At 43.9% G+C, this 23,140-nt stretch carries 20 protein-coding genes; 9 read left to right on the top strand and 11 right to left on the bottom strand.

Features of this window, described 5'->3' with window-relative positions:
- Positions 1-13: 13 nt before the first annotated feature.
- The 5 genes from AC5JPY_RS03395 to AC5JPY_RS03415 all read left to right on the top strand — a co-directional run bounded on the left by AC5JPY_RS03395 (position 14) and on the right by AC5JPY_RS03415 (position 5,753).
- Positions 14-1,102 (top strand): NYN domain-containing protein, encoded by a 1,089-nt coding sequence (locus AC5JPY_RS03395; protein ID WP_319050560.1) that lies wholly within the window; start codon positions 14-16, stop codon positions 1,100-1,102.
- A 48-nt stretch (positions 1,103-1,150) separates the two neighbouring features.
- Positions 1,151-2,488 carry a phosphoribosyltransferase domain-containing protein gene (locus AC5JPY_RS03400; protein WP_493852118.1) on the top strand — a complete coding sequence of 446 codons (1,338 nt, stop codon included), beginning with the start codon at positions 1,151-1,153 and terminating at the stop codon, positions 2,486-2,488.
- A gap of 42 nt (positions 2,489-2,530) precedes the next feature.
- Positions 2,531-3,361 (top strand): HAD hydrolase family protein, encoded by an 831-nt coding sequence (locus tag AC5JPY_RS03405; protein WP_493852119.1) that lies wholly within the window; start codon positions 2,531-2,533, stop codon positions 3,359-3,361.
- A gap of 75 nt (positions 3,362-3,436) precedes the next feature.
- Positions 3,437-4,618, top strand: coding sequence for a cysteine protease StiP domain-containing protein (locus AC5JPY_RS03410; RefSeq protein WP_493852120.1), 1,182 nt, complete (start codon positions 3,437-3,439; stop codon positions 4,616-4,618).
- Positions 4,619-4,688: 70 nt separating this feature from the next.
- The gene (locus tag AC5JPY_RS03415) at positions 4,689-5,753 is read left to right on the top strand and encodes an HpcH/HpaI aldolase/citrate lyase family protein (RefSeq protein ID WP_493842873.1); all 1,065 of its coding nucleotides are present in this window, start codon (positions 4,689-4,691) and stop codon (positions 5,751-5,753) included.
- A 147-nt stretch (positions 5,754-5,900) separates the two neighbouring features.
- Here the strand turns inward: AC5JPY_RS03415 and AC5JPY_RS03420 are convergent, their stop codons facing one another.
- The gene (locus AC5JPY_RS03420) at positions 5,901-6,713 is read right to left on the bottom strand and encodes an alpha/beta fold hydrolase (protein WP_319050565.1); all 813 of its coding nucleotides are present in this window, start codon (positions 6,711-6,713) and stop codon (positions 5,901-5,903) included.
- Positions 6,714-7,040: 327 nt separating this feature from the next.
- On the opposite strand from AC5JPY_RS03420, the gene AC5JPY_RS03425 reads away from it, so the two are divergent.
- A complete protein-coding gene (locus AC5JPY_RS03425) occupies positions 7,041-7,838 on the top strand; it encodes an enoyl-CoA hydratase/isomerase family protein (RefSeq protein ID WP_493852121.1) in 798 nt (265 codons plus the stop codon).
- Between the two features lie 157 nt (positions 7,839-7,995).
- Here AC5JPY_RS03425 and AC5JPY_RS03430 read toward each other — a convergent pair whose 3' ends face one another.
- From AC5JPY_RS03430 to acnB, 3 genes are all read right to left on the bottom strand, one after another.
- On the bottom strand, positions 7,996-8,439 hold the full coding sequence (locus tag AC5JPY_RS03430; protein WP_319050567.1) for a PACE efflux transporter: 444 nt from the start codon (positions 8,437-8,439) through the stop codon (positions 7,996-7,998).
- 244 nt (positions 8,440-8,683) lie between these two features.
- The gene (locus tag AC5JPY_RS03435) at positions 8,684-9,439 is read right to left on the bottom strand and encodes a hypothetical protein (protein ID WP_493852122.1); all 756 of its coding nucleotides are present in this window, start codon (positions 9,437-9,439) and stop codon (positions 8,684-8,686) included.
- A gap of 197 nt (positions 9,440-9,636) precedes the next feature.
- On the bottom strand, positions 9,637-12,240 hold the full coding sequence (acnB, locus tag AC5JPY_RS03440) for a bifunctional aconitate hydratase 2/2-methylisocitrate dehydratase (RefSeq protein ID WP_493852123.1): 2,604 nt from the start codon (positions 12,238-12,240) through the stop codon (positions 9,637-9,639).
- Between the two features lie 325 nt (positions 12,241-12,565).
- Between acnB and AC5JPY_RS03445 the strand changes: the two genes are divergently transcribed.
- Together AC5JPY_RS03445 and lipA are read left to right on the top strand one after the other, a co-directional pair.
- Positions 12,566-12,976, top strand: coding sequence for a carboxymuconolactone decarboxylase family protein (locus tag AC5JPY_RS03445; RefSeq protein ID WP_493852124.1), 411 nt, complete (start codon positions 12,566-12,568; stop codon positions 12,974-12,976).
- Between the two features lie 148 nt (positions 12,977-13,124).
- A complete protein-coding gene (lipA, locus tag AC5JPY_RS03450; RefSeq protein WP_372887392.1) occupies positions 13,125-14,168 on the top strand; it encodes a lipoyl synthase in 1,044 nt (347 codons plus the stop codon).
- Positions 14,169-14,313: 145 nt separating this feature from the next.
- Here the strand turns inward: lipA and AC5JPY_RS03455 are convergent, their stop codons facing one another.
- Genes AC5JPY_RS03455 through AC5JPY_RS03465 form a run of 3 tightly spaced genes read right to left on the bottom strand, consistent with a single transcriptional unit; the run spans position 14,314 to position 17,879 of the window.
- Complete coding sequence (locus tag AC5JPY_RS03455; protein WP_372887390.1) at positions 14,314-16,350, bottom strand: TRAP transporter permease; 2,037 nt, start codon at positions 16,348-16,350, stop codon at positions 14,314-14,316.
- Positions 16,322-16,882 carry a DUF1850 domain-containing protein gene (locus AC5JPY_RS03460; RefSeq protein WP_493852125.1) on the bottom strand — a complete coding sequence of 187 codons (561 nt, stop codon included), beginning with the start codon at positions 16,880-16,882 and terminating at the stop codon, positions 16,322-16,324. The genes AC5JPY_RS03455 and AC5JPY_RS03460 overlap by 29 nt, the downstream gene beginning before the upstream one ends.
- Positions 16,860-17,879 carry a TAXI family TRAP transporter solute-binding subunit gene (locus tag AC5JPY_RS03465; protein WP_493852126.1) on the bottom strand — a complete coding sequence of 340 codons (1,020 nt, stop codon included), beginning with the start codon at positions 17,877-17,879 and terminating at the stop codon, positions 16,860-16,862. Before AC5JPY_RS03465 ends, AC5JPY_RS03460 begins: the two co-directional genes overlap by 23 nt.
- A gap of 603 nt (positions 17,880-18,482) precedes the next feature.
- Between AC5JPY_RS03465 and mtnP the strand changes: the two genes are divergently transcribed.
- Positions 18,483-19,376 carry an S-methyl-5'-thioadenosine phosphorylase gene (gene mtnP / locus AC5JPY_RS03470; RefSeq protein ID WP_493852127.1) on the top strand — a complete coding sequence of 298 codons (894 nt, stop codon included), beginning with the start codon at positions 18,483-18,485 and terminating at the stop codon, positions 19,374-19,376.
- 128 nt (positions 19,377-19,504) lie between these two features.
- On the opposite strand, the gene AC5JPY_RS03475 is transcribed toward mtnP, so the two are convergent.
- The 4 genes from AC5JPY_RS03475 to AC5JPY_RS03490 form a co-directional block, all read right to left on the bottom strand.
- Positions 19,505-20,548, bottom strand: coding sequence for a methyltransferase domain-containing protein (locus AC5JPY_RS03475; RefSeq protein ID WP_493852128.1), 1,044 nt, complete (start codon positions 20,546-20,548; stop codon positions 19,505-19,507).
- 163 nt (positions 20,549-20,711) lie between these two features.
- Entirely contained in the window at positions 20,712-21,389 is a 678-nt protein-coding gene (locus AC5JPY_RS03480; RefSeq protein ID WP_493852129.1) for a TIGR04282 family arsenosugar biosynthesis glycosyltransferase, read from the bottom strand.
- 106 nt (positions 21,390-21,495) lie between these two features.
- Positions 21,496-22,227 carry a TIGR04283 family arsenosugar biosynthesis glycosyltransferase gene (locus AC5JPY_RS03485; RefSeq protein ID WP_493852130.1) on the bottom strand — a complete coding sequence of 244 codons (732 nt, stop codon included), beginning with the start codon at positions 22,225-22,227 and terminating at the stop codon, positions 21,496-21,498.
- A gap of 39 nt (positions 22,228-22,266) precedes the next feature.
- Positions 22,267-23,088, bottom strand: coding sequence for a DUF547 domain-containing protein (locus AC5JPY_RS03490; protein ID WP_493852131.1), 822 nt, complete (start codon positions 23,086-23,088; stop codon positions 22,267-22,269).
- Positions 23,089-23,140 lie beyond the last annotated feature (52 nt).

Consider the following 23,140-nt stretch of genomic DNA (forward strand, 5'->3'; position numbering starts at 1 on the left):
GACTGTTATATCAATGAAACTCAAAAGCATAGCCGTTCTTATCGATGCCGATAATGCTTCAGCTAATAACATTAATTATATTTTACATAAGATAGAGGGCATTGGTCACATTGCTTGTAAAAAAATCTATGGTGACTGGGGCAACGTACATATTCAAGGTTGGCAAGAAGCACTGCTAAAGCATGCTATCGACCCAATACAACATTTCGCCTATGCTAAAGGTAAAAATACGACTGATATTGGTCTGGTTATTGAAGCTATGGACTTACTACATAGTAGACACTACGACGGTTTCTGCTTAGTATCTAGCGATAGTGATTTCACCGCTTTGGCGCTACGCATAAGAAAAAACGGTATTAAAGTCTTTGGTTTTGGCAAACAACAGACCGTCAAAGCGTTCACACAAGCCTGTGATAACTTTTACTACGTGGAAGATTTAGTAACTTTACCAAAAACACTACCCATCAGCGAAAACAAAGACGCGCCCAGCCTTGATATTAAGACTAAACCATTGCTTCCTATCACCGAATCCAAGACATCACCCGAAAAATGGACAACCAAAGCACTTCAGAAGCAGACACATCTTATTAGCGTTTTAAACAAGCTGATAAAAGAAGACCCAAATTCTGCCAAAGGCTGGTCAAATTTATCTTATCTTGCTAGCCAGATTAAACAACACCATACAAATATCAAGTTAGATAGATACGGCTATGCAAAGTTTTCAGAATTAATTATAGCAATGGCGTTATATGATATACGCACTGTGAACAAAGTTATTTCTATTAAACTAAAAAACTATGCATTGCCAACTTCAAGTGTAGCGCCAAACGACAATGCCACATCAGTATGGGATGAGAGACGCTTAAAATGTGATACCAAATTATTGAATAGTCTACGCGCCTCCATCATTGATCACCCAAATGCAGATAGCGAACGCTGGGTAAATTTTGGAATAGTTGGTAATGCTATGAAAACGCATTACTCAACCCTAGATCCTAAAAGTTATGGCTATACCAGACTCTCTGACATGATTAAAAATATCAGAATATTTGAAACCAAAACGGTAAACTCTACGCTCTATGTACGTCATAAAGCCAAATGAACATAAGCAATAAATGAGATCTGATAATACATAGGACAACAAGAAACAATGAATAATACAAATCAAAATATACCATCTAACAAAACCTATAAACGCAGCATCACCCTACCTCGTGGCACCCTTGATCTGACCTATCAGACCAATTCAATGGCTAACAAGAATAGCTTGGAACACAGCGACAACTATCAGCTAGAAGATCTGCTTGGTTTTGCCCAGCGCATTAACCCAAAACGGGCGTTTTTGTTTGTCTCAAAAGTATTGGGTCGTCATATTCCCGTGGCACCCAGCACCATGCGAAATGCGTTTACTGATTTGACCAATTTAGTTCCTAATGATTTGCCCGAGCCAATTTTAGTCATTGGTATGGCAGAGACCGCGGTCGGTCTATCGGCAGGCGTGCATCAAGCGCTACAAACACGCTATCCGCAGGCGCTGCTACTGAACTCTACTCGTCATGCCCAACATGATGAAAGCCTTGATCAGGGTGAACAAAGCGATACTAACTCGTTATTCACGACTTTTTGTGAAGACCACAGTCATGCCAGCCAGCATTTGATTTATCAAAGTACAGATAGCATCACACAAGCACAACTGCTCACTAGCAAAACGCTAATCATGGTCGATGACGAAGCGTCAACAGGCAATACCTGTGTTAATGTCGTCACAGCTTTACGTGATGCAGGTCTGATACAATTAGAGCAAGTGCATCTAACAACTCTGGTTGATTGGTCATTGGATCAAGAGAATACAAACCAGCAGACAAATGGCGCTCAGCCTGCGCGTATGGCGGATCGTTTGATTGGTATTGAGTTTCATCGTCATCATCTGCTTTCTGGTGCATGGCAATGGACCGATGCGCCTAACCCAGAGCCTATCACTATGCCATCGGTTGATACTACTGCAGCAGGTAGTCAGGCGCTTGGGTTTACGGGCAACTGGGGACGTTTCCCCACGCTCGATAGCACAAATGGGTTTGATAACTATCTTTCAAGTTTTAAGGCTACATTTGCAGGCTTCTATAATCAAGACCGCTTTGATGTGAGTCAACTGCCCAAGAAAATATTGGTATTGGGCAGCAACGAGTTTGTGTGGTTGCCGTTTTTATTAGCCGAATGGCTTGAGGCAGCGTCTCAAAACCTCAAAGCTGACAGGGATGCTATTGTTAAATTTAGTGCATTGACACGCTCACCGATTGCGCTTGGCGGTGCTATTACTAACATACTGAGCTTTCATGATAATTACGGACTGGGCATGACCAACTTTGCTTATAATGTTGAGCCCAGTGATTGGGACTTGATTGTGTTGTGTGTAGAAACGGCTGCTGATAGCGTCGATGCGATGTGGCGCGGTTTGGATAATGTTTTGGTGGTCAGTCCGACGACTTAAACCATTCTTTCACCTTCATATTTCCTGTTTATGGACGACGTCATGACTATCCCATTTTTCAAGCCTAACCCCGATATCATTAAGCCTTACGCGCTAATGGATTTGGACGATACACTTTTTCAAACCCAACGTAAAATCGACGCATGGAATTTGCCTACTGCTGAAATTGAAAACTTAGTATGTGCGACGGTTAACAAGCAAGATGAACCACTCAGCTTTATGAGTCAGCGCCAAGCGAGCTTTTTTAACTGGTTACTGGCTAGTACCGACCTAATAGTCGTGACGGCGCGTGATCGTAGTGAAATTAAGCGTGTTAAATTACCGTTCGACAGTTGGCAAGTATTGACTCATGGTGCCATTATTTTAACGGCTGATGGGCAGCTACTAAGCAAATGGCAGCAGCTTATGTATAGCAAGCTTGCACCATTGCAAGATAAGTTAAACCAACTGAGCGAGCTATTTGCTAGTCATAGCAAAAATGAGCAAAGCCAGTTGGTATTTACGCCACATATTGATTGCTTTAACAATGGCTCTGTCGAGGAAGAATTAACCATTTATTTAGCGATCAAACACGCGCAAAAAGACCATCAAGCGTTAATAGATTTGGCCAAAAAACTGCCCACGTTAATACGTGATTTTGAGCAAGATTTTTATGTGCATGTCAATGCCAATAATCTAGCGATATTGCCCCATGCGGTTCACAAGCATCATGCCGTACAGTTTTTGTTAGACAATTATTTAGATCATCAGCGTCCCAGTTTTGGCTTTGGTGATAGCTTGGCGGACTTACCTTTTCTGCAACTGCTTGACTGGTACGGTATGCCAAGCCGCGGTCAGATGCATGAACACTATCAGTCTGAGCCATCTATTTAATTTTTTGGGCTAAACAATCAGTTAAAAAAACAGACACATAACCTCATTATCATCACAAGTGCCATTATTCATACTATGACTTTACCTAATATACAGACCCATAGAGCCAATCTAAACAACTACGGCTCAGGCAGCTATCTTGCAAGCGATGTGACGGTCCTACTCAATATCGTCGATAAAGATGCTGTTGCCGATGTGCAGGTCAGTCAAAAAGAGGCACTCATTCAAAGTGGGCAACGTCACTACTCTGACATGTTGACCTTAGAGCAAGCGCCTACCGCGATGCACGAGCAGCTATACCGTCAAGCGTTGGCGCAAGGTAGTGAGAGAGCCGCAACTGATATCGCACACTTAGCGCACACCATACATGATGTCTTTGGTCATGATGTCAGTGATGAGCATCCGCTGGTCTTGGTGAGCTTGGTACGGGCAGGTCTGCCGATTGGCGTACTATTGCAGCGTGCGCTGTCGGACACAGATAGCAGCTACTATCTACCAAGCAAGCATTATGGTATCAGTATCATCCGTGATCGCGGGCTTGATCCTGCGGCGCTGCAAATGCTGCTGGACGCGTACCCAAACAGTCCGATTGTATTCGTCGATGGCTGGACAGGTAAAGGCGCGATTTATAAGGAGCTTGCGCGCAGCTTAGACGTATTTAACGATACGTCTCATGCCAATTTTGCCAATATTTTTCACCAAGGCGCGAATGTTATTCCGCTATTGACTCTTGCCGATCCGGCGGGCGTTGCTTGGCTCGCGGCGAGCGCAGAAGATTGGTTAATTCCATCAGGCTTGTTAAATAGCACCGTATCAGGCCTGATTTCGCGCAGCTTATATACCGAGCCGCAATCAGGTCTTCATCGCAGTGTTTTTTATGAGGATTTGATAGAGGCAGATCATAGCTTGGCATTTATCGATCATGTCGATGCAGCGAGACGCTCACTGACCGCGCCACCAGAGTGTTTGCCAACCTATCAGCAGCCGCGCTACCAGACAGCTGCATTGATAGATACGCTCGCAGCAGACTATGGCATCACTAATCGCAACCGTATTAAGCCAACTATCGCCGAGGCGACGCGCGCTATCTTGCGCCGTGATCCGGAGCGTATATTGCTCGCGACCGCGGCGCATCCCGATACCGTACTACTGCGTCATTTATGTGAGCAACGAGGCATCACTATTGACGTATTAGGTGATAAAATACTGCCTTATCAAGCCATCACTCTGATCAAGCAACGCACGAAAGACCGTTAATACCTGTAGCACAAATTCATCTCGCATGATTGAACGCTTGCCCCTTATTCCTCTATTTATGATGCCAACTATGTCAGATACCAAACACAATGAGTCAGAGCTTTACCACGATACCCAGTCTTATGCGCATCTGATTACTGAGCGTCATGCGATGGTCAGACCGCATACGCATCATCCCTATCAGCTGGGTGCTAGTCTATACATGCCTGCTACTCGGCAAGATATTTGGCAAGTCATCAAGCGCGACAAGCTACCTACGATCAACAGTATTATTATTTGCCTAGAGGATGCTGTCAGTCATGAAGACGTTGAGCTGGCACTTGAGCGCTTGCGTATACTGCTGGATACTTGGGCTGAACATGTCAACAGCATCAATGCGCCCTCTAGAGCCGCTGCTATTCACGCACAGCATCCAACGCGACCATTGGTCTTTATACGTCCGCGTAGTCCATCGATGCTACAACAACTGGCGGACTATGCTCATATCGACCTGATCGACGGTTTTGTTATGCCAAAGGTCGATATGTATAGCTTATCGAACTGGCGGATGGCTTGTCAGAACCTCAGTATCGACCATCTACTCATGCCCACACTCGAAACTGCCGCGCTGTTTAGTCCGCATCATAACCAAGAGCTGGCCATTGCTTTTAAGGAGGCCTTTAGTCAGCCTGTATTTGCACTCCGTATTGGTGGTAATGATCTATTTGCAGCACTGCGTCTACGTCGACCAAAAAACAGCATTATCTATGATACGCCTATCGGTACCCTAGCCTATCAGCTGCTTGGCTGTTTCGTGCCGCATGGGTTTTATCTGAGCGCGCCTGTATTTGAATATCTGGATCAGCCAACACTGTTCATGCAAGAGCTAAACCATGATGTCAGCTTAGGTCTAGTGGGCAAAACGGTCATTCATCCGAGTCAAATCGCCTTAGTGCAGCAAGCTTACTGCGTGCCACTCAGCACATTAGATGAAGCACAAGCCATTCTACATACTGACGCAAAAGCGGTGTTTAAATATAACAACACCATGCTAGAGCCCGCGACCCATCGGGCATGGGCCACCGAAGTTGTCAACCGTGCAGAAGCTTTTGGTACCATTGATGATGGACATACGCCATATAGCTCACGGCGCTAGTCCTCCACTGCTTATTATATCTACAGTAAAAAAAAGCCGATACCACATAAGCGATAGCGGCTTTTTTGTTAGGTTATTGAGTACTTTTCAATCAGCAAAGTACTGCCGTGCATCTGCTCATTATCTATACTCTACTCGTTGTTTATACTAAGCACAGCTTTCCAAGAACTTATTAAGCACTCGATTGACCTGATCAGGCTCCTCTACTGTTGAGGTATGGCCTGCCCCTTTGATAACCGCAAGCTTAGATCCAGCAATGGCAAAATGCATTCGTTCAGACTTATCATAAGGCGTTGCTGCGTCTTCATCCCCAACGATGATGAGTGTCGGTGTCGTAATCTCACCCAGTTGCTCATAGGTGCCTGTCCGCTCGATGACGCCCATGGTCGCCTTAACCACACCGCCTTTACGGTTACCCTGCAACATAGTGAGCCAGTGCTTACGGTCGGACTTGCGTAGCTTGTCCGTCAAAAACGTACTGCCAAACATAATCGGCATGACTTTGCTACTCACACGCTTTATACCGAGCCAACGAATAGCTTTTACCAGTTTACGATACTGCGGTATGTTTTTTGGATCTTCGGCGTCAGATGATGTCTCTAGTAAGCTGAGCGATAGCAGTAGTTCAGGACGCTTTATGGCGATACGCTGAGCCACAAACCCGCCCATGGACAGACCAACAAAATGACAGCGATCAATACCAAGCGCGTCGATTAGCCCAAGCGTATCTTCGGTCAGTGTCTCCATATCATAGCCAGATTTGGTAATCTGTGACTGACCCTGTCCGCGGAAATCAAAAGCAATGCAGCGATAATCTGATTTAAAGTACGCCACTTGTTTTTCGTACATCTGCGAGCTCCACAGCAGACCATGAGCAAATACAATGACAGGCTTTTGCGTATCGTTAGGCGCGCTGTCTTCATAATAGATATCAGCATTATTGATATTGATAGTTGGCATAATCACATCCTTGTTTGATTCATTGAAAATTTATATGTCACATGACATTCTTCTATGCTCAGCTTGGAATATTAGCATAGTCTATAAATGCATTCGGCAATGACCTCCTTGCTAGACAATCACGTCCTTGGATAATCCCTATCAATTTATACGACAAAACAGCACTCTTGACCAGTGTATAGATGTGTCTTGAGCGCTCATAAAATACTCTTTTATAATCCGAGCAAGCTGCTATAGTAATTGGTATTGAATCATTTTTACCTTTATCTCATAGCATTCTCACTGATACAAAATATTAAAACCGTCATTTAAATAAGGAAATCTCAGATGTCAGAGCCTTTAGTCGATTATCAAGTTGAAAAACACATTGCGATCATTACCTTTAACGATCCAAAAAGCCTAAATGCTTTTGGTACCCCCCTAAAAAACCAAGTCTTGGTAGCACTAGACAAGGCTGAAGCAGACGATCAGGTACGAGTGATTATCTTGCAAGGCGCTGGCGGTAATTTCTCAAGTGGCGGCGATATCAAAGAGATGCTATCTGAAGGGCTGGATAAAGAGGTTGTCTCTACCAAACTAAGAGGTATGGTAGAGGGCGCAGGAGAGGTCAGCTTAAAACTACGCCATGTGCATAAACCTATCATTGCCAAACTAGAAGGCGCTGTAGCTGGTGCTGGTATGAACTTGGCACTTACTTGTGACTTCCGTATCGCCGCAGACAACGCAAAATTTGTACAAGCCTTTGTCAATATTGGCCTAGTGCCAGATGCAGGTGGTATTTATTTACTGAATCAATTGGTCGGTGCCGCAAAAGCAACGGAACTTGTGATGCTGGGTGATAAGTTAAAAGCAGAAGATATGGCGCGCTTAAATCTAGTAAATAATGTGGTGAGTGCTGATGAGCTAGATGCTACCGTACAAGCATTGGCGCTACGATTGAGCCAACTACCAGGCAAAGCATTGGCTGCTATGAAGGAGAGCTTCAACGTACACGCCTTTGCTGGTTTGAGCGCAGCATTAGATACGGAAGTAGAGCAACAGACAGTAATGGCAAAAACCGATGACTTTATAGAAGGGGTTAGCGCATTTATAGCAAAACGTAAACCTGTCTATCAAGGTAAGTAACAGGCTCAATGACAAGCCAAGCTAAACGCCAGGTTAAATAACGAGACTGTAAGCACTTTAATCTGACAACTGAGTTTGTTTTGCTTAGACGGACTATAAGGATACTATCAAAAAAGGGCTGCCACTATGGCAGCCCTTTTCTATTCAGCGCCCTTTATCAAGAGGCCGTCGCGGGGTCATAATGATAAGGCAAGGTAAATATTTTATCGAAAATAAAGGTAAATACAAAGTTATATATTAAGAAGAAAACCATCAAAGCTGCCTCCATCATAAATGCTTCGATCAAGCCGACATCGTACCAGATGATGTATATTGGTAAGCAAATCAATACCAGACCGATTTCAAAAATCAGCGCATGCGCACTACGAATTAGCAGCGTACGCTCAGCTATACGCCTGCGCTGCTCCCAAGTCTCAAAAGCGGTGTTGTATAAGAAGTTCCAAATAATCGCAGCGAGCGATATCATCATAGCAGCGGGCAGCGATTCTGATGCATCACTATTGCTAAGCTTCATGAGTACAAAGGTAGAGGATATGATTGCCAGAATTTCAAACACAATCACATAGACAATACGGCGTTTAACTGGGGATAAGGTAATCAACCAAGACTCCAAAGCACCTGTATTTAAACAGCAAAGTGCATATCAAAGTATCGGTCCGTCCCGAGATAGAAAAGAGAGGTCAAATGCAGAGCCACGGTTTCCGCCTGCCCCTATATTATACATAAGATAGCGTATAAAATCAGCTGGTGCACTTATCGTAGCATGAGATTCAATAGAGCACCTTGAAGTATAAAAAGTTTATACAAATCCTATTTAGAAAAATACTTAATATTTTATAGATAGATTATTCCTCACTTTCTTCAGAATAAATCTCTTTAACTTTTTTTACAAGAAAATCCTTAGTAGCTTGATACAAAAGGCTTATTAATGTATAGCACATAAATATAATAATAGGCCCCATAAGTATCAATACTAGGTTCTGACCATCTATACCCAAAAAATTTCCAATTTTATTTTTAGATACAGCGTTAAAAAAGTTTAAAATTAATAGTAAAACGAATAGTAAAAATAAAAATATACTTTTTATAGACTCAGGCTCTTTATAAACTTTAATGTTGCTAATTCCTCTAACCCTAGCAGAAACCTCTAGCTCTTCCCTATAATCACTTAGAAGGATATTCAAATTGAAACTGTCATTTGGATTAAGTAATAGAGGTTGAATTTCGACGCTATTTTGCATTTTTAAAATACTTATATCCAAGTCTTTCGGACTTTGTTCTAACACTTCACACGTCAAAATGTTTGTATTACTACCAAGTTGTATACTGATTGGTCTTGCAAAATCGTCTATTGAAATCGGTTGGTTACCACTATTAATTATCCTAATTGATACTAGATGTACATTTTCAACAATTTTATTTTCATAATGAATTTTAATCTTATTTTGAACTTCACTTTTAACTCCAACTAACTGTGTATTTGAAACAACTTCATAAGCCAATCTCTTTTTACTTTTCTGCAGGAAATAGATAATGAGTGGCACAGTAATAGCGGCTATCACTGCTAAAAATCCTAATAGTATCTCTATTGAAAAACTCATTCTAATTCCTATGATAATTTTATTTCTTGATTATACATATATTTTAATAATTTTAAGTATAGACGTATGTCTATTATGACAACTCCTGTCGTGATTATAGTTAAATGCATTATTGATATTGAAAACGAAAAACCCCGCATCATCACGATACGAGGTTTTGTTTATTTAAAAACGTTTAACTTAAGCGTCAACCAAGACTAGCTCAACTGAGCAACATTGATCTTGTCTGCTTCTTCCGTATAGTCTTCCATACGGTCGAAGTTCATGTATTGATACACTTCATCACCCATGCTGTTTAGCATGCCAGCATACTGCTGATATTCATCGTTAGTCGGCAATTTACCAAGTACCGCTGCGACTGCTGCAAGCTCGGCAGATGCTAGGTATACGTTAGCGCCTTGGCCTAGACGGTTCGGGAAGTTACGGGTTGAGGTCGATACCGCAGTAGACTTCGGTGCGATACGTGCTTGATTACCCATACATAGTGAACAACCTGGCATTTCAGTACGAGCGCCGGCTTGTGCATAGATGTTGTAGTAACCTTCTTCCATCAACTGGCGTGCATCCATCTTAGTCGGTGGTGCAATCCATAGACGAGTCTTGAGGCTACCTGCTGGTACGTCTTGTAGCAATTTACCAGCGGCACGGAAATGACCGATGTTGGTCATACATGACCCAATGAATACTTCATCAATGGTATCGCCAGCGACGTCTGCTAACGTTTTTGCATCATCTGGATCGTTCGGGCAGCAAAGGATAGGCTCTTTGATGTCTGACATATCGATAGTGATGTCGATAGCGTATTCAGCATCATCATCAGCACGCATGAGGCTTGGGTTAGCCAACCACTCTTGCATTTGCTCAACACGGCGACTGATCGTACGCGCATCGCCATAGCCTTCACTGATCATCCACTTAAGCAGCGTGATGTTTGAGTTTAGGTACTCAGTCACTGATGCTTCAGATAAAGTGATGGTACAACCAGCAGCACTACGCTCAGCTGAGGCATCAGACAATTCGAACGCTTGCTCAGCGGTCAAATCTTCTAGACCTTCGATTTCAAGAATACGACCGTTGAACTCGTTGATTTTGCCTTTCTTATCAACCGTCAAGTACCCTTCTTTGATCGCTTGATAAGGGATCGCATGTACGAGATCACGTAGGGTGATACCCGCTTGACGCTCACCAACAAAACGAACACGAACAGATTCAGGCATATCAAGTGGCATGACACCAGTTGCAGCTGCGAACGCAACCAGGCCAGAACCCGCTGGGAACGAGATACCCATTGGGAAACGAGTATGCGAGTCACCACCAGTACCAACGGTATCTGGCAATAGCATACGGTTCAACCATGAGTGAATGATACCATCACCTGGACGTAAGCTGACGCCGCCACGGTTCATGATAAAGTCAGGTAGTGTATGCTGAGTCTCAACGTCAACTGGCTTTGGATAAGCAGCAGTATGGCAGAATGACTGCATGACTAGGTCTGCTTGGAAACCCAAACATGCCAAGTCTTTTAGCTCGTCACGCGTCATTGGACCAGTGGTATCCTGAGAGCCGACCGTAGTCATCTTAGGCTCACAGTACATACCTGGACGTACGCCTGTTAGACCACACGCTTTACCAACCATTTTCTGCGCTAGCGTAAAGCCTTTACCCGTATCGGCTGGCTCTTCTGGCTTAGCAAATACGTCTGAATGACCAAGACCCATATATTCACGAGCACGGTTAGTCAAACCACGACCAACGATCAATGGGATACGGCCACCAGCACGTACTTCATCAAGCAATGTTGGTGAGTTTAGTGCAAACGTTGACAATACTTCATCAGAGTCATGCTTAGTGATTTTGCCTTCGTATGGATAGATGTCAAACACATCACCCATGTTTAGGTTATCAACGGCAACTTTTTCGATTGGCAATGCGCCAGAATCTTCCATGGTGTTAAAGAAGATCGGAGCGATATTGTTACCCAATACCAGACCACCACCACGTTTGTTTGGCACGTTAGGAATATCTTCACCCATCAACCACAATACTGAGTTGGTGGCAGACTTACGGCTAGAACCAGTACCAACGACATCACCAACATAAGCTAGCGGATGGCCTTTTTCTTTTAATGCTTCGATTTGCTTCATTGGACCAACAACACCCTCTTCGTCAGCAGTGATGCCGTCGCGAGAGTTTTTGTGCATGGCTAGTGAATGCAATGGAATATCAGGACGGCTCCATGCGTCTTGCGCAGGCGACAAGTCATCTGTATTAGTCTCGCCAGTGACTTTGAACGTCGTATAAGTGGTTTTTTCTGGTACTGCATCACGGTTCAAGAACCATTCTGCGTCAGCCCAAGATTGAACCACTTCTTTAGCAATGGTGTTGCCCGCTTCAGCTTTTTCAGTCACATCATTAAATGCGTCAAATACCAATAGCGTTTTCTTTAGTGCTTCAGCAGCGTCTTGTGCAACTTCACTGTCATCAAGGGCAGCAACTAGTGGCTGAACGTTGTAGCCACCTTGCATCGTACCTAGGATTTCAACCGCTTTTTGCTTGCTAATAAGTGGCGATGACGTCTCACCCTTTAGGATAGCAGCCAAAAACGCAGCTTTTACGTAGGCTGCTTGGTCAACACCAGCAGGGATACGGTTTTCTAACAAGTTCATCAAAAATGCATCTTCGCCTGCTGGCGGGTTCTTTAGTAATTCAACCAACTCTGCTACTTGTTTTTCGTTTAATGGTAGCGGAACCGTTCCTAGCTCAGCACGTTCTTCGACATGTTTACGATAAGCTTCTAACACAATAGTCGTCCTCGTCAGTTGGGGTTTAGCACATTGCGTGGGTAGTCAGCATGACTGCCTGCGTCTATATACTATAGGGAATAATTATCCGTGCAATCATAGCTTAAATCGCTCTAAATGTTAATGGCTCAGTCCTGAAAAGGCGCATAGTAAGGCCATATCGAACATTTATTATAAAAATAGTGCCATCAATAATATGATTGTCACGCTCATTATAACTGGCATTCACTCAGGCACACGTATCAATAAGTGCTTGCTTTATGACTGAACAGGCACCATATGACTGTTATGCGCTTTTATAAGACATTATTAAGGACGACGAGATATGGACGATAGTAATATGAACAACAATACCAACTATGACAATGGGCTCAAAGTACGCACAGAGGTGATGGGTGAGCAGCATGTGAAGCGCTCGCTTGACGCGGCAACAGGATTTACTCAGCCACTACAAGACTGGATCATTGAACATGCTTGGGGCAGCACATGGCAAGATGATTCAGTGCTACCGCGCAAGTACCGCTCATTAATTACCATTGCCTTTTTGATTGCACAAAAAAGCCCAAACGAGTTAAAAGGACATATTCGCGGTGCCATCAATAACGGGGCAAGTGTCGCTGAAATACGAGAAGTGCTGATGCATAGCCTCCCTTACTGCGGCGCGCCTGCCACGCAAGAAGCATTTCGTGCCGCCATAGATACCCTAAATGAGATGGAAATCGATATAGATATTTAAAACTATGGTCGCTAGAGCAATCGTAGTAACCTTAATGATATTGTACAAAAAATACCTGCTAAATTTCTGCTATAATATCGTTACTCATAAAACATTTTGATAATTCCATAAACCCTTATAATATAAAGGGTTAAGAGATAATTCTATTATGACAACTGCCGTACAAACACATGTACCTGCTGCTAAGGTCAAACCAAAAAAAGCCATCCAAGGCGAAAAGCTACGTGGCTACGATAAAGTTGCCCGTATCCCAATCAAGGTAATCCCGACCGTCGAGGCTAAGAAAAAGCCAGATTGGATTCGGGTAAAAATGTCATCACCTGCTGAAGTGGCACGTATCAAAGCCACTTTGCGTGAGCAAAAGCTCTACACCGTCTGCGAGGAAGCGGCCTGCCCTAACCTGCCACAGTGTTTTGCTGATGGTACAGCGACCTTTATGATCATGGGTGATATCTGTACCCGTCGCTGCCCATTCTGTGATGTCGGTCACGGTCGCCCTAATGAGCTAGATAAGGATGAGCCACGTCATACCGCTGAGACTATCGAAGGTCTAAAGCTCAAATATGCGGTAATTACTTCTGTCGATCGTGATGATCTAAAAGATGGCGGTGCTGGACATTTCGTTGAAGTACTAAACGAATCAAGAGCGCTTAGCCCCAATTGTCTAATCGAGATTTTGGTACCCGATTTCCGTGGTCGTATGGATATCGCTTTAGACCTACTGACAGAGACCGCGCCTGATGTGTTCAACCACAACATCGAAACCGTGCCACGTCTCTATAAAGCCTTCCGTCCAGGCTCTGATTATCAGCATTCACTCGACTTGCTTAAAATTTACAAAGAGCGTCGTCCTGATATCGCAACCAAATGTGGCTTTATGGTCGGTCTTGGTGAGACTGAAGAAGAGATCTATGCCCTACTTGATGACCTAAAAGCGCATGACGTAGACATGATTACCATTGGTCAGTACTTACAGCCTAGTAAGAATCACGCGCCCGTCGATCGTTACGTCCATCCAGATGAGTTCCAACGCTATATGGACTACGGCAAAAAGATTGGCTTCTTTAGCATTTGGGCAGGTCCAATGGTACGCTCAAGCTACTTTGCAGATCGTCAGTACTACGGCGAAGACTGCCCAGCACCTATCCGCAGCAAAAAAGCATTAGAAGCTGAAGGCAAACTTGGCTGCTAATCTAGCTACAAAGCGATGCGAAATTAGTTGCTAACAACGATCGCTAAGAACAGTTTTTAAGAATACCAAAAAGGGTGAATAACAAATTTGTTATTCACCCTTTTTTTCGCCTTGATAGATTATCAAAGGATTCAAACCCAACGTTTTACACGGTTAAAGTTGGCGTTGGCTTTCCAGCTGTTTTTATGTTGAGTACCGCAATACCTAGTACGATGATACCGCCGATGATCCCCGTCAACATCTCAGGATAAATTAATAGCAAAGCACCAATCGCTAAGATGACACGAGTCACGGTATTCATCTGACCTCTAAAATACCCCTCAAGTGCTGAGCTTAGTGCAATCACACCTGTTACTGAGGTCACAACCACCGTGATGATATCTACAATAGGCGGTAGTGGAAAGTCTTTTGCCGTGACTGCTAAACCGGTTGGATCAATCATCAGCATCGTAGGATTATAGATGAACATGAACGGTACGATAAATCCAGCGAGTGCCAGTTTGAGTGACAAGAATCCTGTCTTCATCGGATCGCCGCCCGATATACCCGCACCAGCAAAGGCCGCCAGACACACAGGCGGGGTAATATTGGCAAAAATACCAAAATAAAAGACAAACATATGCGCTGACAAGATTGGAATATCAAAACCAGCCAACGCTGGTGCCGCCATCGTCGCCGTAATGATATAGGCAGGAATAGACGGTAATCCCATGCCTAATACCATAGATGCTAGCATGGTCAAAATAAGCGTAAAGAACAACGATCCCGCGCCTAGCGTAACGATAGAGGATGTCATTACGGTACCGAAACTAGTCAGACTCACCACCCCAATGATAATACCAACGACCGCACAGGCCGCCATAACTGCAAGTGATTGACGCGCACCATCTTCCAATGCACCCAAAATATCAGAAAAGCTCATGCGTGTCTCAGCACGTAGCATACTGATGACAACCGTAAAACCAATGGTATAAGCGGCAGCATAACCGACAGGTACATTTTTGATTAACAAGAAAACCAAAAAAACAATCGGCAATAGCATATGACCACGTGCTTTTAGTACTGCTTTTACTGCTGGCAGATTTTCTTTAGCGATACCTTTTAGATCGCGGCGACCAGCGCGAAAGTGTACCTGTGCAATCACACCCAAATAGTACAGCACGGCTGGTAATAGGGCTGCAAGCGCAATCGTGCTATAAGGCAAACCTGTGGTCTCTGCCATAATGAACGCACTGGCACCCATAATTGGTGGCAAAATCTGCCCACCTACAGACGCACTCGCCTCAACTGCACCCGCGAAATCTTTGTGATAGCCGACTTTTTTCATCAGCGGAATCGTAAAGGCACCAGTACTTACTACATTTGATAATGCAGAGCCGTTGATACTGCCCATAAAGCCACTAGAGATGACCGCTACTTTTGCAGGCCCGCCTTTCTTATGACCTGCGATGGCCAATGCCAAATCATTAAACAGCTGCCCCATCCCTGAGCGTGCTAAGAACGCACCGAATAAGATAAACAAGAAAATAAACGTCACTGACGCACCGATCGCGACAGAATATAAACCTTCTGTTTTTAGGAATAATTGACCAAAAATATCACCCATATCGTAAGGGCGAGTCAACAGCCTGTCAGGCATAAAATCCATGTGACTGACAAACGGATAGGCTAAGAATATCCCTGCCAATATTGGCAAAATCCAACCTGTGATACGGCGACTGCCCTCTAACACACAGACTACGGTGATTAGTGAAAATATCACATCCATCTGGTTCGCCATACCGCCGCGCGAGGTCACAATATCTTGATACTCGTAAATCAAGTAGCCCATGCCAGATAAGGACAGCGCAAACCAAAGCCAGTCATACCATGCGACTCGCTTACGACTGCTTTTTTTGCTGGCGGGGAAAATCAAGAAAATCAAGGCAAAACCAACACCCACGTGTACGGAGCGCTGTAACAACGCTGGCATTGGGTTAAAGGTGATATACAAATGAAAGAGCGAATAAAGGATACAAATACCAGCGATAAAGTACTTCACTGGTCCTTGCGTGATATGACGTGTGATTGACTCTCGGTCGTATTTTTCCAATACCGCTCGGTTGACAGCCTCAGCATCTTTATCAACGTCAGCATCTGGCGTGGTATTCACGCTATCGTGATCCGTCACTTGGGAGTTCATGACAAAAGTCCTTTTTAAATCTATCAATTAAACCATACGTCTTAGGCATGATTACCACTTCAGAATAGTCTGGCACCCACTGGTGAATCAAGAAACGATGACCACCGTAATCGATCTCACCCTTGGTCAGTCTAGACACGACCCAATTGAGATTGGGCAGTTCTTCATTAATTTGATACCCAAGATAGCCAGGTTTTTGTATGGGAGCGAGTGGTTCAGTTGAGGGGGTCCCAGCACCGAACGCTTCAAAGTAAGTGGTGGTGAGTAATAACGTAGCATCTTCTGTACTGGTTTTATCTAGACGCTGATACTGCTCTTCCCACCACTGCTTCTCTACAGAATGTATCCAGCGCAGCTGAAAATTAGGGTCGGCGAAATAACAAACCTTGTCATCATCACCCTCGACTGCAACTCGCACTTCCACAACGGATTGGAGCATCAAACCCATCCATAGCATAAAAAAAACCAGCGCTACAATGAATGCGGCGCCAGTTGATAACCAACATGAATTACTTGGCTGCTTGTTCGTCATAGTATTTCTTAGCACCAGGATGGATTGGAGCGACCATACCCTCACGAGCCGTTTCTAAGCTGATGTCATTAGCCGCTTGGTGTGCTGTTTTTAGACCGTCCAAATTATCAAACAAAGCTTTGGTTAGTTTATAACCATCAGCTTCAGACAGATCAGAGCTAACCAACAACGCATTCATGATTGCTGCAGTTGGAACATCTGTTTCATTGCCATAAGTGCCCGCAGGGATAGCAAAGGTTTTAAAATAAGGCTTAGCCGCAATGATTTCTTTTAGCTTGTCTTGGTCGATAGTCACAATCTGTAGATCGAGGCCTTGCTCTAGCTCCATTAAAGATGAGTTTGGCAGACCACTACTAAAGAATGCCGCTTCAATCTTACCTGCTTTCATGCCGTCAGCCGCTTCAGCAAACCCTAGATAATCAACGGTGACATCATCATAAGTGATGCCAAACCCTTCTAGTAAGGTGCGAGCGTTTACTTCCGTGCCAGAGCCTTGATCGCCAACAGCGATACGCTTGCCGCGCAAGTCTTCAATATTTTTGATGCCAGATTTTTTCGACGTGACGATTTGCACCACGTTAGGGTACAGTACTGCAATCTGTTGAATGTTCGTGATTGGCTGCTCAAAGTTATTTTTACCTTCGACTGCGTCAGTGACCACATCACTCAATGCCAATACCATATCGACTTTGCCTTGGGTCAATAGATTGACGTTTTCAACTGATGCACCCGTGGTTTGGGTTTTGGAGTTAACGCCAAAGTTTTTGACATACACCTCAGACAGTGACGTACCGATGATGTTGTAAGGACCAGAGGCGCCGCCGGTCGCGATAGTCACAAATTTAGTATCCAGCGTGTCAGTGGCAGCCTCAGTTGCCGTACTATCTACAGCGGCAGTATCCTCACCTTCTGAGCTTGGTGATGAGCATGCGGTCAAGCCTAGTGTGACGCTTAACATGGCTGATAAAAGTAATGGAGACTTTAGAGAATTGAGCATTGAGTTCATCCTTGAAGTAATCGATTTAATACATCTAACGGTATTAATAAATTGGCATTAATCCGTTACAGCTGAGTCATGATATAGCAATTTTTGTCATAAATAAACTAAAGTATTTTTTCTCTTTTGCTTTCAATGCCTTATATACAAGGCGCTTTGAGAAATCAACCTTACTTTAATGTCTGATTTACGCGTTACAATGTTCCGCTGAGTGAAACAGTGTTCCATACATTTAATCAAAGTTTGTTTGCGTTGTAAACCTTTATCGCTATCAATGACTACTCAGCAAATACTTATTCTTATTTCATATTGTTTATAACAACATAGTCGATAATGGAGAGTGGGTCAGATTTTTCGATTTATTTTTATTACTATTCAAGTTCTGCTATATTTCTTACAGACATTCTTTATTGATGCGGTATCTAAGATATAGTCGGTTCAATATGATTTGGATACAAGGAAGCCGAGTGAAAGTACTACAAGCAGTAGACTCAGTAAGGCTGACACCGTATCCAGTTTATAGAGGATTGACTATATATGGATATATGCTTTATCAGCTAAGACAACATCATCGTTTCTTATAACCCAACTTGGATAACTTTTATGACAATATCTACAATAGAAGCATCAGAACCTTTGTCTGCTGATATCGCTATCATTGGCGGTAGTGGTCTTTATCAGATCCAAGCATTGACCAATAAACGCAGTATTACGGTACAGACGCCTTATGGCAGTCCATCTGATGATATTGTTTTGGGTGAGCTAGAAGGTGTGACCGTTGCTTTTTTGACGCGGCATGGTCAAGGTCATAGATTAACCCCATCTGAGGTCCCCTATCGCGCTAATATTTATGCGCTAAAAACATTGGGCGTACGCTATATCGTCTCGGTATCAGCCGTTGGCTCTCTACGAGAAACACTTAAACCATTAGACATGGTCGTGCCAGATCAAATGATTGATATGACCAAGCAGCGAGTAAGTACGTTCTTTGGCGAAGGCGCAGTTGCTCATGTATCAATGGCAGATCCACTATGCCCTGCTTTATCGGATATATTGACACGTGCCTATCACCAAGCAGATATTATCGAGGGTAACTGTCACTCGCAGGCAACTTATATCTGTATTGAAGGGCCTCAGTTCTCAACTCGTGCAGAGTCAGAGTGGTATCGTCAAATGCAAGCAGATATCATTGGCATGACCAACATGCCCGAAGCCAAATTAGCACGTGAAGCCAGCATGGCTTATGCAACATTGGCGTTAGTAACCGATTTTGATTGTTGGCACCCGACCGAAGAAGCTGTCAGTGCAGACTATGCGATAAAAAATCTGATGAAAAATGCTGAAAATGCTCAACAGGTGATCCAAAAAGCCGTTGCTTTGATTGCTGCTGAAATGCCTGAATCCATCGCTCATAGTGCGCTTGCACAAGCATTGGTCACGCCTGTGGATATGATGGATGAACATACCAAAATTAGATTGGCAGCGTTGCTAGCGTAGTCTTAAAGCGTATCCTCCATTGTGAACTGACTACTTCTAATCAAAAGAAAGGCTATTATCTCAAATAATAGCCTTTCTTTGCTTCAGCATATAGGTCTGAAATTTATACTAAATACACGCCTTTACTCTTAACAACAGCCGCCCATACCAGACGATGGCATCATAGCCTGATCAAATGGCATCAGCTCACCGCACCCTGCAAAAATGCCATAGTGGCGACTGTCATCACCAATAAATTCAAAATGCGGTGCAAAGCGAGATTCTTGTAGCATCCTAAAGGTATTGCCGCAGACAGGAAATACCCGGCCCGCCTCAATCGCATGATGCTTATCTAGATCAAACCGATGCGGGGATTGCTCGATAGATCCTTTGTATATCACCGCTTGTCCATGATCTTCACAGGCATCTTCTAGCGCGGCAATCTTAAACAGGCGATAAGTGGCTGAGAAAAACTGTATATCACCGATTTTGGCAGCCAGTACTGGATCTGTAATCTCAAGCGGGCGATCTTCGACCAGACGTGGGTCTAAAAACCCTGCGCCTCTTGATAAACGAACAAAATCTTTCCAGTATAAAGCGCCACTTAAACACTCTCCATATAAGACAGGGTCATCGATTAGATGCTGCGGGATACGGCGATCAGCATAGACGTCAGAAAAATAAAATTCGCCGCCAGGCTTGAGCAGTCTTTGCACGCTCGCCATCACGGCAGCCTTATCTGGTGATAAATTGATAACACAGTTTGAGACGATAATATCGAAGCTACCATCAGCAAGATCCAGTTCATCTAGTTTTTCGATATAACCATGTAAAAACGTCACATTGTCATAGCCAAACTGCTCAACATGATAGGCTTGATGTTCCTTTGCAACGGCTAGTTGCTCGTCAGTCATGTCTACACCGACCACATGACCGCTCTCACCAACCAGTTGCGCGAGTGCATAGACATCGCGACCTGAACCACTGCCTAAATCCAAAATTCGGCAGCCTTCAAGCAATGCAGGACATACCAGACCGCAGCCGTAATAACGATTCAATACTTCATCGTGGATGTTTGCGAGCAATGGTTTTAGCCATTCAGGCATATTGCTAATATCACAACATGCCGAGGTTTTTAGATCATCGGTACCTTGCAGCTCTTTTCCATAGTAATTTTGCACGACATCATGCATGACAATATCCTTATTAGTAGTAAAATCTATTTAGGGCGTGTCATCAATTAGCCCATTAGATCATTTAGCGGTCTTAAAATGAGATAAATTTTAAGCCTCGCTATATAAGTGATGACACGCCCTAAAACGTAAATGAATAACGGTAGAAAATCATATTTGATTTTTAGATTTTGTTGAGCGTATTGCACCAACCTGACGGTAAATTCTGTAAGTCTTCAGGCTCGTCAATGTCATGCAGCGCTGGCAATAGCGTCAGTGTCCTCCCTGATGCCGCGATACGTTGCTTGGTGACTTCAGCGACGCTCGCCGTACTCCAGCTGATGTCTGAAAAAAGGCTGCTATCAATCTGCTTGAACCCAAGCAACACATAACCTCCATCGGTTGCAGGAATCATCACCGTGTCGTATTTCTCCAGCTGCTGTACGGCGGTCTGTATACGCTCTGCCGTGAGGCTAGGACAGTCTGTCCCGATTAAGACAACTTTTTCATATTTTTCTAATGCGCTCTGACTGGCTATCAACATACGCATGCCCAAATCGCCATCTGCTTGAGCAGACCATTGCATTGACTTGGGTAGATCAAATGCTTGCCAGCACGGGTCGTCTGGCGTGGGACTCACGCATAGCTCGACCGCAAAGTCGGTAGCAACCGCTTGCTCTATACTATGTAGTAGCAGATTTTTTGCCATATGTGCAGCGCCATCAACACCTAATGCAGGCTGTAGACGAGTCTTTGCCATATTTGGTGCAGGATATTTAGCAAATAGAATAATGCCTATTTTTTGCTGGCGTGCTTGCGAGTCAGTTCTCGCGGTGTGAACAGTGCGAGGGCTTGAGTGCATTAGTAAAAGTCCCTTTCTTTTCTTGTCTACAATATCGATAAATTAAGTTGTTTTCTTTCGATTTAAATACTTATCGCAACCTCGATGTTGAATGCTTATCGCCATATTATCTGTGCTGCTTGTAATAGCGCTGTTTCAAAACATCAGGCGATACGCCGCGCCAGTAATCAAAACGCAAACGCCACATCAAAAAAACCGTACGAACATTTCCATGTTGCTGCCAGCGCCGCGCTGATGTCGTCACTTTACTCTTTAGACAAGCAGGTCTACTGATATTTTTTAAGCGCTTACATAGCTCAATATCTTCCATTAACGGCTGATCAGCGTAACCTCCGAATTGTTCAAACACGGATCTTTTGACAAAGATGGCTTGATCACCTGTTGCAACACTGACCAAACGTGAGCGCTTATTAATCATTGTACCAACGACTTTAAGAAGCGGATGAGTGCTGTCCAAGCGCACATCAAAACGCCCCCATTTATGCTGACGCATTGCTATCTCTACCTTGTCTATCGCGTCAGTCGGCAGCTGAGTATCTGCATGCAAAAACAGCAATACCTCACCCGTCGCTTGCCCAGCACCAGCATTCATTTGCCGCGCGCGTCCAGCGATAGACTCAATAACAAACCAGTCAGTCAATGAGTGCGTCCTACTTGACACATCTTTTAGCAACTCTCTAGCGATAGAGACTGAACCATCATTTGAGCCACCATCGACTAGGATAACTTGCTGCGGAACAGGTCTGAGCCTACTGATATGACCAATAAGCTGCGGCAAATTATTCGCTTCATTTAACAATGGAACAATGATAGAGAGGTTCAATGTATGTACCGTCATAGTAGGCAACTGCTAACCAATATCAATTGGAGCCTCGTCTTATTTTTTGTTCAGATTCCAATCATAATCAGTGTAGCTGATTTTTATCTTGCCCTGCTTTAGATCTGCTGTTTGCGCTTTGTTCAGCCCTAAAGATGAGCCATAACGACCCAAAAACCCTTCCAGATCATTGGTACCACGCCAATTGGTAGCAAAGTCTTCTTTATACCATTTAAAAATCGGCGACACGCTTAGCGTACTTCCCTTTAGGCGGTTACGGCTACCGTCTGCCAAAAACTTAGAAGTTGCCTGCTCTAATTGACTGTTTAGACGTTTACCAGTAAAAGCATCATCTTGCAGTGCAGGACAGCCAATACTGGCACAGTTGACCGCAAAATGAATACGCGGATCGTTATAACGCTTGGAGCCACGAATGAGATTGTGCTCGATATCATCAAGCGAGCGTGTCTTACCTAATAATGGAATAAAATCCTGTTTCCACGGCGAACCAAACAGACCACCGATATCTTTGATGGATTTAATATTCGGATATTTCGTCAACACCAAGTCGACCGTACCAGCATTGTAAACATTGATCAAAAATGCCAACTGCTCGTTTTTGCTCCAGCGATTAAACTCTGCTTGAGACACTTTACTCGTCGCCTCAAGGTAACTTGTCAGCTTGCTCTTGTCCGCCTTCATACCAGCATAATTGACCACAGAGGCTTTGCCACCATTGGTCATGGTCACATGTTTGTTTAATAAACTGTCCCAGCTTTGATGGTTAAAGTCAGCATAAGCGGCTGCACTTGATGATAAGATCGCGACCGCAAGGACTGGTTGCACGATTACCGTTTTCGCTGAAAAATTGAATCTTGACATAAAGCTAACTCCATTTGAGTCGATGATATTCTTTGTATAATTCTTTCGTTGT

This window comes from Psychrobacter sp. H27 (assembly GCF_059072655.1).

Bases quoted from the DNA above. Each gene is read 5' to 3' on its own strand.
- AC5JPY_RS03395 (WP_319050560.1), top strand. From the start codon at position 14: ATGAAACTCAAAAGCATAGCCGTTCTTATCGATGCCGATAATGCTTCA.
- AC5JPY_RS03400 (WP_493852118.1), top strand. From the start codon at position 1,151: ATGAATAATACAAATCAAAATATACCATCTAACAAAACCTATAAACGC.
- AC5JPY_RS03405 (WP_493852119.1), top strand. From the start codon at position 2,531: ATGACTATCCCATTTTTCAAGCCTAACCCCGATATCATTAAGCCTTAC.
- AC5JPY_RS03410 (WP_493852120.1), top strand. From the start codon at position 3,437: ATGACTTTACCTAATATACAGACCCATAGAGCCAATCTAAACAACTAC.
- AC5JPY_RS03415 (WP_493842873.1), top strand. From the start codon at position 4,689: ATGTCAGATACCAAACACAATGAGTCAGAGCTTTACCACGATACCCAG.
- AC5JPY_RS03420 (WP_319050565.1), bottom strand. From the start codon at position 6,713: ATGCCAACTATCAATATCAATAATGCTGATATCTATTATGAAGACAGC.
- AC5JPY_RS03425 (WP_493852121.1), top strand. From the start codon at position 7,041: ATGTCAGAGCCTTTAGTCGATTATCAAGTTGAAAAACACATTGCGATC.
- AC5JPY_RS03435 (WP_493852122.1), bottom strand. From the start codon at position 9,439: ATGAGTTTTTCAATAGAGATACTATTAGGATTTTTAGCAGTGATAGCC.
- AC5JPY_RS03445 (WP_493852124.1), top strand. From the start codon at position 12,566: ATGGACGATAGTAATATGAACAACAATACCAACTATGACAATGGGCTC.
- lipA (WP_372887392.1), top strand. From the start codon at position 13,125: ATGACAACTGCCGTACAAACACATGTACCTGCTGCTAAGGTCAAACCA.
- AC5JPY_RS03455 (WP_372887390.1), bottom strand. From the start codon at position 16,350: ATGAACTCCCAAGTGACGGATCACGATAGCGTGAATACCACGCCAGAT.
- AC5JPY_RS03460 (WP_493852125.1), bottom strand. From the start codon at position 16,882: ATGACGAACAAGCAGCCAAGTAATTCATGTTGGTTATCAACTGGCGCC.
- AC5JPY_RS03465 (WP_493852126.1), bottom strand. From the start codon at position 17,879: ATGCTCAATTCTCTAAAGTCTCCATTACTTTTATCAGCCATGTTAAGC.
- mtnP (WP_493852127.1), top strand. From the start codon at position 18,483: ATGACAATATCTACAATAGAAGCATCAGAACCTTTGTCTGCTGATATC.
- AC5JPY_RS03475 (WP_493852128.1), bottom strand. From the start codon at position 20,548: ATGCATGATGTCGTGCAAAATTACTATGGAAAAGAGCTGCAAGGTACC.
- AC5JPY_RS03480 (WP_493852129.1), bottom strand. From the start codon at position 21,389: ATGCACTCAAGCCCTCGCACTGTTCACACCGCGAGAACTGACTCGCAA.
- AC5JPY_RS03485 (WP_493852130.1), bottom strand. From the start codon at position 22,227: ATGACGGTACATACATTGAACCTCTCTATCATTGTTCCATTGTTAAAT.
- AC5JPY_RS03490 (WP_493852131.1), bottom strand. From the start codon at position 23,088: ATGTCAAGATTCAATTTTTCAGCGAAAACGGTAATCGTGCAACCAGTC.